1 protein-coding gene is annotated in these 439 nt (G+C 63.8%); it reads left to right on the forward strand.

Features of this window, described 5'->3' with window-relative positions; translation table 11 throughout:
- Nucleotides 1-144: 144 nt before the first annotated feature.
- Nucleotides 145-439, forward strand: a 295-nt coding sequence (locus EN984_RS37330; protein ID WP_127384486.1) for a hypothetical protein, incomplete at its 3' end; no start/stop codon positions are given.

Genomic DNA, 439 nt, shown 5'->3' on the forward strand with positions numbered 1-439 from the left:
TCCCCGGGCCTTCCCGCAGCCGGATTCGAACATGCCTGGAACCAAGTCACGGGGCCTGGAACCAAATCGCGGGCGAGATTGTTCAGTTGTAACTTTGATCCCACGCCGCGGCCGGCAAAGCGGCGACATTGAGGAGTTCTCACCATGAAGATTTCATCCGGATTTCGTTCCATCGCGGTTGCCGCCATCGCCACCGCGAGCATCGGCTTTGCCAGCGCCGCGCATGCCGACAGCGGCACGATCCGCTTCGCCGTCTACAAGGCGGCCTTCTTCGTCGGTGGCTCCGGCGGCAAGGGCACCTTCACCTTCCATGGCAAGAGCTACCCGATCTCGATCGGCGCCGTGTCCGGAGGCCTGGCTTTCGGCGTGTCCAAGACATATTTCCGCGGCACGGTTCGCCATATCCGCCGCGCCCGCGACGTGACCGGGGTCTACGGAG

Source organism: Mesorhizobium sp. M7A.F.Ca.CA.004.12.1.1 (assembly GCF_003997835.1).
Taxonomy (GTDB): Bacteria; Pseudomonadota; Alphaproteobacteria; order Rhizobiales; family Rhizobiaceae; genus Mesorhizobium.